The sequence below is a fragment of the Microcoleus sp. S1D4 genome (assembly GCF_036700765.1).
In the GTDB taxonomy this organism is placed as follows: Bacteria; Cyanobacteriota; Cyanobacteriia; order Cyanobacteriales; family Microcoleaceae; genus Microcoleus.
Genome location: NZ_JAUBPP010000031.1, coordinates 65,083 through 72,870, shown reverse-complemented (window position 1 = coordinate 72,870; position 7,788 = coordinate 65,083). Strand labels below are relative to the sequence as shown.

The following is a 7,788-nucleotide window of genomic DNA, read 5'->3' as shown; positions in this document are numbered from 1 at the left end:
ATTTTTGGCTGGCATACACTATAACTAATGATTGCTTATTTTTTTATATTATACAATCTAGCTGCGTCTCAGCTTATCAGGAATTGTCATCAAAGCCAGTATTTTACCTCTCTTGCGCTGTGCTTTGGTTTCGGATGAAATTGATACTATCGTCAGGATTTTTGGCGTAGGAACAGCCTTGATGGGGGTATTTTATGCCGTATTTGAAAAAGATACAAAACGGATGCTGGCTTTTCATACAATTTCCCAGTTAGGCTTTATTCTCGCAGCACCTGCAGTAGGGGGATTTTATGCAATGTCTCACGGTTTGGTTAAATCAAGTCTATTTTTAATGTCAGGTTCTTTACCAAGTCGGAACCTTAAGGAATTACAATATAAACCCATAGATTCTAACCTTTGGATTGCCTTAGTTATCGCCAGTCTCTCGATTTCTGGCTTTCCGTTGTTGGCAGGATTTGGGGCTAAAGCATTGACAATCAAAAATCTAGCAGCTTGGCAGGTAATCCCGATGAAGATTGCTGCTGTTGGTACAGCTATATCCTTCGCCAAATTTATCTTTATCCCGCGTGGAGAAAAACAGAAAGTCCAGCCTGGATTGTGGCCGGCGATAGCACTTTTAATTAGCGGGCTAATTATCGCAAATGTGGTGTATTTAGATGCTTATAAAATTGAGACAATCATCAAAGCCATTGGCACGATCGCGATTGGTTGGCTGATTTATGTTTTAGTTATTAAACGGTTGGCGATCGCACTGCCGCGTGTAGCTGAGGAGTTCGATCATCTGGTGGGTGTGATGAGTCTGACTTTGCTGGTACTCTTTTGGATGGTGCTAGCGTTCATTATCGGGCGCGAAGCTACCTTCTAGGGGAATAATGGTCGATCGCACGTAATACAGCAGATTCCATGTTGGTGCAGCAAGCTGTTGCGACATTTAAATTATCGGTCAAAAAACGATCGAACAATGAGCGGGCCGTTGCTCGGACTGCGCGCAGCACGTATAATTTAAATGCGTTATATCAATTCCGGTTGCACTCATACCGGAATTGTTAACTGTTGACTGTTGACTGTTGACTGTTGACTGTTGACTGTTGACTGGCGCGTCGAAAAACTGAATGGTTTAGTGTTAAGTGTTGACTCGATTTTATGATTCCGATGCAACCGGAAACGACATTACAGATTACAGCCGATCCCAGAAACGGGGTTACCGATCGCCCATCCACTGACAAGCCGAACACTCTAAAAACCCCGGTTTCTATATCTATAGCGGTTTTCAAGCGTTGTGAAGTACGAAAAAGCGATCGGGTGATCCATACCCGATCGAAGAAGAGCAACTCACATTAAGGAGAAAGGCTATAGAATATGCTGTCTAGTTAAATTTCTGACTTCTGTGCTTCTTGCGATTCCGGCAATACAACTTCTGAATCATTTGGATTGAGAGCAATTTCCGAGGATTCTGCAATCTCCAACGCCTCGGAAGTGCGCTTAGAAAATCCCCAAATAAACATCAAGGCGATAGAGGAAATTAGCAGCCACTGCGGAGGTACTAAACTGTCGTCAATTACTCTAACCAACAATCGCATTCCCACAAAGCCAACTGTAATGTAGCCAGCATCTTCTAGGTGTACGAACTCATCGAGCCAGCGGATGAATAATTCCGCCATAAATCGCAGGGCGATAATTCCAATTGTGGCTCCAGTAACCACCAGCCAGATTTCGTCAGAAATTGCGATCGCAGTAGTAACGCTATCCAAAGAAAATGCTAAATCTGTCATAGCAATTACTGGAATTGCTTGCACCAGAGACCCAAATCTAGGGCCTTGATCTTCTCCCTCGGCATCAGGATTTGAGGAGAAGTGCTGGAAAACTAGCCACAGCAGGTACAGCGCCCCCAGCAGTTCAAATTGCCAGAACTTGATCACCCAAGTCGCTGTTAGAATTAGTGCTACTCGCAGTACAAAAGCAATTATTAAACCGTAATTGAGAGCCTGTTGCTGTTGTTTTGGATCTTCCAAACCTTTAGAAATAGATGCCAAGGCGATCGCGTTGTCAGCGGAAAGTACAGCCTCCAAAGCCACCAAAACTAACAATAAGAAAAAGGTATCAACTCCCAAATTGGGGGAACCTTCAAGAAATTGATCTATCATTAACTATTTTCTGCACCTAAGATTTGCAAGCTAAGAGCGCAGCACAAATCACCGGCTCTATTTAAAATTAGTGTCACCTTCACTTATCTTAACCTATGACGGTAAATTTGTCGCGGGCGATCGCGCTTAAGCAAGTTCGGCAACGGATTCTCTAAGGGATTTAACGGATTTAACCTATCGATGTTGAGCCTAAAAGTCAAGCCTGAAGATTTTTCCGACTCCCATCTCCCCATCTCCCCATCTCCCCATCTCCCCATCTCCCCCTCCCCATCTCCCCATCTCCCCATCTCTCCATCTCCCCATCTCCCCATCTGCCCACTCTCGGACACTCGGACACTCATCCCCAAACGCACCAAATATATTTCAAGTTGTAACAAACGATTCCCAAAAGTGCCAATTTGTCTCAAATTGGTGAAAGCTCGTGCCCGCGAAAAGGAGTTTTCCGAATATGTCTTTAACAGATACCCAAGTCTACGTAGCGCTCGTAATTGCTTTGATTCCTGGAATCTTGGCTTTCCGGCTGTCAACTGAACTGTACAAGTAGTTTCTAGACACCAGTCGCGAATCGTAAAATGCCTGTCCGAGTAGTTAAATCTTCAAATTACAGACAATTGCTGCCACCGTGGAGTAGATTGTTTGTGGTCAGCAAGAGGAAACTGCAAGGGCAGGCATTTTTATTGTGCAATTCTGTCCTCAAGCGTTACCCAGTCTCAAAAATTTTGGCTGTCGGCACCGTCACGAACAGGGGCAGGTGTGCGTTAAGCTCGGAATTTGCACGGTTTGTGCTCTAAAACTTCAGTCTCAGGTATTTGAAAAAAAATTATGCAAGCAATTCAACCCACCGTTACCCCACTGCGTCCTGTAAAAACTCCCCGTCGGGTTACTCCTCGTCGCAACAGCAAGCGCCAGCGTTCCTACCCTCATCAAACGCTCGCCGCCGAAAGTGGAGTTAAGTTAGCAGTCAACATTGTACTTTCAGTCTGTGCGACTTCTGCTGTGATTCAGCTTTTGCCTCACTTCCGGGCAGTGCAAGAAAAGTTGCACGAAATTCAAGCTGAAGTCAATCTTACCCAAGGGCGAGTAGATAAGTCGCGATCGGACTTTAACCGCTCTTTTGACCCTAGTCTTGCTAAAACTGTGATGCAAGAGCAAAGCAATCGAATGGATCCCCAGCAGCGTCAGGTGATTTTGGAAGAGTCCCCGACACCAGAAGCCGAAGACTCCACCCCCCAACCTTAAGGGAGTTGGGGGTCGGCCGTTGGCAGTCGGCAGTTGGCGGTCGGCAACTAGCAACTAGCAACTGACTACCGACTACTGACTACCGACTACTGACTACTGACTAATGACTTGGCAATCACGGTTTTTGCCTTCAATAGTTGCAGTGCAGCTTGATATTGCAAGTCTGCTTCGGTGCCGATTAGATCGCGCGCAATCGGCTGTAGCGGCACTACGCGATCGGGCGAAATCCCCAATTTGTTAATATCCGTGTGGTTGGGCGTCTCGTACCTAGCGACAGTCACCGCCAACCCGGAACCGTCAGACAAATCAAACAAAGACTGAATCAGTCCTTTGCCAAAAGTCTTTTCTCCGACCAATTGAGCTCTGCCGTTATCTTGCAGCGCACCAGCCAAAATTTCGCTAGCGCTGGCCGTTCCTTTGTTGACCAAAACAATTAGCGGATCTGCTGTCAAAGCCCCTCCATAGGCTTCAAAACTGCCCAGAATGCCTTGTCTGTTTACGGTGTAGACGATCGTCCCGGAATCGAGCCACAGACGCGCAATCTCAATTCCTGCTTGCAACAGTCCGCCCGGATTGTTACGCAAATCGAGAATGTAGGCGGCGGCTCCTTGTTTTTCCAAACTGTCGATCGCGCCGGCGACTTCCTCAGTAGCATTAGCGCTGAATTGACTCAAGCGAATGTAGCCCAGCGGTAAATTGTCTGGGCCAGACTGCAATTCGGCGTAAACCGGGTGGAGTTCAATCCGATCGCGCACCAACTCAATATCTTCAGGAACGTCTCTTCCTTCGCGCCCCAAGGTCAAGGTAACGGCAGTACCGGCGCGGCCGCGCATTCGAGTTGCTGCCTCGTCTAGGCTCAATTCTGACGTGGCAGTGCCATCAATTTTCAAGATGCGATCGAGCGGTTGAATGCCGGCTCGATCCGCCGGCGAACCAGCCAAAGGAGCCAGCACTGTCAGGGTATTTGTCTGGGAGTCGATCGCAATTTGCAGCCCCACACCAGTCAATTCTCCCGAAGTGTTGACCTGCAAACTGCGGTACTGTTCGGGTTTCAGCAGTCGAGTAAAAGGATCGTCGAGATTCGCCAGCATCCCTTGAATCGCCGTGTAAGTCTGCTCTCTGTCGTTGAGCGGCTGCTTGACAGCTTGTTGGCGGATCGACCACCAGTTTTTAGAGTTAAAGCTGTCGTCCACGTAAGAGCGGTTGACAATTCGCCAAGCTTCGCTCAAAAGCTGCTGTTCTGAAGTTAGGGCCACCGCAGGCTGTGTCCACGCGCCCAGAACCAGGGCGACTTGGAAAAAGAGTAAAATTGCAGTCTGAAAAACTCGTCTGTGCATGATTTTTGTGTAAAAGATAGGCAAGTATGGCATCTCTTGCATTTTTAATTTGTAGGCTTTTAACCTTTTGCGCGGTCAACTCTCCCCCAGACATTCAGGACTCGTCAAATCCGCGTCAAATGTACGCTGCGAACAAAAAAGTATTTAAATTTAACATTTAATTGTAAAAATTAGTGAAGTTTTATCAGGAAAATTAAAACTCACGAGCCAGAGAGTCGCTGACCGACCCGGACTGCGGTCTTGGGCCCTGTTATTGGCTATCTGCCTAGTAGGGGCGGATGTTGAGCTTGCAGAAAATGCTATTTGAGGCGAAGAAAAAAGCGATCGCTGCGTGAATTCTGCACAGCAATTATGTTACATTTTTTATCATAGTCTGGAATTCGATCGGGCAACGCCAGCGAGCAGGAACAAGCGACCGCTGAATTTCCCAGCGCTCGCGGGCGATCGCACAATGCAGAGTTCCTTTCGCAAGCTCCAAATTTTAAAATAGCCTCAGCCATTTGCTAATAAAAGCAAGCTGCTCGGGGCGGGGCGACAAAAAACATTGTGGCTGCTGCCCGCTTACCTCAACCACAGCAATATTCTTTTAGGAATTCTGGCTCCATGTTTTCTAAACAAATCACCGACTCAAAAACCTACCAGTGGTTTGAGGAACGCCTGGAAATTCAGGCGCTCGCCGACGACATCACCACTAAGTACGTACCCCCCCACGTCAATATCTTCTACTGCTTGGGCGGAATTACCTTAGTTTGCTTTTTGATCCAATTTGCCACCGGCTTCGCCATGACTTTCTATTACCGTCCAACGGTAGCAGAAGCGTTTTCTTCAGTGCAATACCTGATGAATGAGGTCAACTTCGGCTGGCTGATCCGCTCCATCCACCGCTGGTCTGCCAGCATGATGGTACTGATGATGATTCTGCACACTTTCCGGGTTTACCTGACCGGCGGCTTCAAAAAGCCCCGCGAATTAACCTGGGTGACAGGAGTAATCTTGGCAGTCCTCACCGTTTCTTTCGGTGTGACAGGCTACTCGCTGCCTTGGGATCAAGTCGGTTACTGGGCCGTTAAAATCGTTTCCGGTGTCCCCGAAGCCATCCCGGTTGTCGGTTCTTTGCTGGTAGAACTTCTACGCGGCGGTGTCAGCGTCGGTCAAGGCACTTTGACTCGCTACTACAGCTTGCACACTTTCGTGCTGCCTTGGCTGATTGTAGTCTTCATGCTGGCTCACTTCTTGATGATTCGCAAGCAAGGCATTTCGGGCCCGTTGTAAGTTTTGAGTTGTAGGGGCGATATTTTTTTGCCCCCTGCGGAATTTTGGGTTGAAAATTCAGAATTCATCACTCATGATATTTATTGACAGCCCGATCGCGCCGCTGATTCAGACTAACGAATACAGCAAGATGCCAAGCCCGGGTAAAAATAAAAGGAGAACACTCTTACTATGTCTATTCTCAAAAAACCAGATTTGAGCGATCCGGCGTTACGCGCTAAGCTCGCTAAGGGCATGGGTCACAACTATTACGGCGAACCAGCTTGGCCCAATGACTTGCTCTATGTTTTCCCTATAGTCATCATGGGAACAATTTCTCTGTGCGTGGGTTTGGCCGTACTAGACCCGGCTTTGGTTGGCGAACCTGCTAATCCTTTTGCTACTCCACTGGAAATTCTGCCGGAATGGTATTTGTGGCCGGTGTTCCAACTCCTGCGCGTTTTACCTAACAAATTGTTGGGTATTGCTTGCATGGCAGGTGTTCCCGTTGGCTTGATTTTGATTCCGTTCATCGAGAGCGTTAACAAGTTTCAAAATCCGTTCCGCCGCCCTGTTGCTACTACAGTCTTCCTGTTGGGAACTGCGGTAACTCTGTGGTTGGGTATTGGTGCTATTTTCCCGATCGACAAATCTTTCACGCTGGGTCTTTTCTAAGATTTAAGCTTGCTTGATTTTGACGCCTGCGGGTTTCCTGTAAAGTGCTTTTGTACTGCTGGGAAACTTTAGCGGGCGTCATTTTATTTTGGATTTTCGATTTTAGATGGGGGCTTTTTAGCTCTAAAATTTAATAATTCTCAGTAATTAATTCTCTAATTTTATTCAACCGCATCAGTATACAGAATCATCAAATATACAGCGTATTCCTGGTTTATGAAGTACACACTCCTAACCGGGTTTCTTTACAGTTCTCGCATCATTACTGATTCTGTTCTGTGAAACCCGGTTTCTCGCTCTCTACATCTACATGGAATATGCTGTATCTAATACCAAATCCGGGTAACAAAGAATTTCAAAGGTGGTAAGCTGTTGTGCATCCCAATTGTGTATGGTAATTGAGGGGGAGAGGGGGAGAGGGGGACAAGATTTTTGATGGAGCGTCGAAATATACAATTTAAATGCACAACAGCTTACAAGCCCCCGGATCGATCCGTGGAATCAATCCAAAATCTAAAATCTCAAATCTAAAATCAAATGACCCGCCGGATCGATCGCCAAACCAACCCGAATAGAAGTATCGCGCGTGGGATTCCGTCTGTTTAGCTAAAAACAACAAAACCTCCTCAAAGAGAAGGTTTCATTACAATCGGAGCGGCGGGATTTGAACCCACGACCCCTACTACCCCAAAGTAGTGCGCTACCAAGCTGCGCTACGCCCCGACAGCTTTAACAGCATAGCATGAAATCTCAGAAAAAGTCAAAAAACTTTTAAAACTTTTGCAGCCTGCACCAAACCCGGCACCGCAGCCGCCAGCCAAAAACCCTCGCACCTGCGGCCAGCATTCAAAATCAACTGCACGCTGTAAGCTTCGGGATAGCCTTCTACCTCCAGCCACAACAAATCTGTTTCGGCTTCTATGGCGATTTTTTCCTCATCCATTAACTCAGAGGCCATTTGACTCATGGTGTCGGCTAACTGTCCCAACAATCGGCAAAAATCGTTTAACTCAGCCTCCGTGAGTTCGATCGCCCAACCCTCCCCAGCCACCAAACCCTGAAACTCCTCCGCCTCGGGGTTCCATCCCAAACGCCAGCCGCTACCAGTCTTAATTACACGTTCCACCATTGAAGGATTTTAG

9 protein-coding genes and 1 tRNA gene are annotated in these 7,788 nt (G+C 47.1%); 5 read left to right on the top strand and 5 right to left on the bottom strand.

Going from position 1 to position 7,788, the window contains the following annotated elements:
- The first annotated feature begins 61 nt into the window (after nt 1–61).
- A complete protein-coding gene (locus QT998_RS24420; protein WP_333218173.1) occupies nt 62–865 on the top strand; it encodes a proton-conducting transporter transmembrane domain-containing protein in 804 nt (267 codons plus the stop codon).
- A gap of 505 nt (nt 866–1,370) precedes the next feature.
- Here the strand turns inward: QT998_RS24420 and QT998_RS24415 are convergent.
- Both QT998_RS24415 and QT998_RS24410 read right to left on the bottom strand, forming a co-directional pair.
- A complete protein-coding gene (locus tag QT998_RS24415) occupies nt 1,371–2,144 on the bottom strand; it encodes a TerC family protein (protein ID WP_333087239.1) in 774 nt (257 codons plus the stop codon).
- 83 nt (nt 2,145–2,227) lie between these two features.
- Nucleotides 2,228–2,455 (bottom strand): hypothetical protein, encoded by a 228-nt coding sequence (locus tag QT998_RS24410; protein WP_333087237.1) that lies wholly within the window; start codon nt 2,453–2,455, stop codon nt 2,228–2,230.
- Between the two features lie 137 nt (nt 2,456–2,592).
- Between QT998_RS24410 and psaM the strand changes: the two genes are divergently transcribed.
- Entirely contained in the window at nt 2,593–2,688 is a 96-nt protein-coding gene (gene psaM / locus QT998_RS24405; RefSeq protein ID WP_015174804.1) for a photosystem I reaction center subunit XII, read from the top strand.
- Nucleotides 2,689–2,966: 278 nt separating this feature from the next.
- On the top strand, nt 2,967–3,383 hold the full coding sequence (locus tag QT998_RS24400) for a hypothetical protein (RefSeq protein ID WP_333087236.1): 417 nt from the start codon (nt 2,967–2,969) through the stop codon (nt 3,381–3,383).
- Nucleotides 3,384–3,469: 86 nt separating this feature from the next.
- On the opposite strand, the gene ctpA is transcribed toward QT998_RS24400, so the two are convergent.
- Entirely contained in the window at nt 3,470–4,720 is a 1,251-nt protein-coding gene (ctpA, locus tag QT998_RS24395; protein WP_333087485.1) for a carboxyl-terminal processing protease CtpA, read from the bottom strand.
- Nucleotides 4,721–5,323: 603 nt separating this feature from the next.
- On the opposite strand from ctpA, the gene petB reads away from it, so the two are divergent.
- Both petB and petD read left to right on the top strand, forming a co-directional pair.
- Nucleotides 5,324–5,992, top strand: coding sequence for a cytochrome b6 (petB, locus tag QT998_RS24390; RefSeq protein WP_194013049.1), 669 nt, complete (start codon nt 5,324–5,326; stop codon nt 5,990–5,992).
- A gap of 171 nt (nt 5,993–6,163) precedes the next feature.
- A complete protein-coding gene (gene petD / locus QT998_RS24385) occupies nt 6,164–6,646 on the top strand; it encodes a cytochrome b6-f complex subunit IV (RefSeq protein WP_333087235.1) in 483 nt (160 codons plus the stop codon).
- A 649-nt stretch (nt 6,647–7,295) separates the two neighbouring features.
- Here the strand turns inward: petD and QT998_RS24380 are convergent.
- Together QT998_RS24380 and QT998_RS24375 are read right to left on the bottom strand one after the other, a co-directional pair.
- Nucleotides 7,296–7,369, bottom strand: a tRNA-Pro gene (locus tag QT998_RS24380).
- Nucleotides 7,370–7,406: 37 nt separating this feature from the next.
- A complete protein-coding gene (locus tag QT998_RS24375; RefSeq protein ID WP_333118150.1) occupies nt 7,407–7,775 on the bottom strand; it encodes a DUF1818 family protein in 369 nt (122 codons plus the stop codon).
- Between the last annotated feature and the right edge of the window lie 13 nt (nt 7,776–7,788).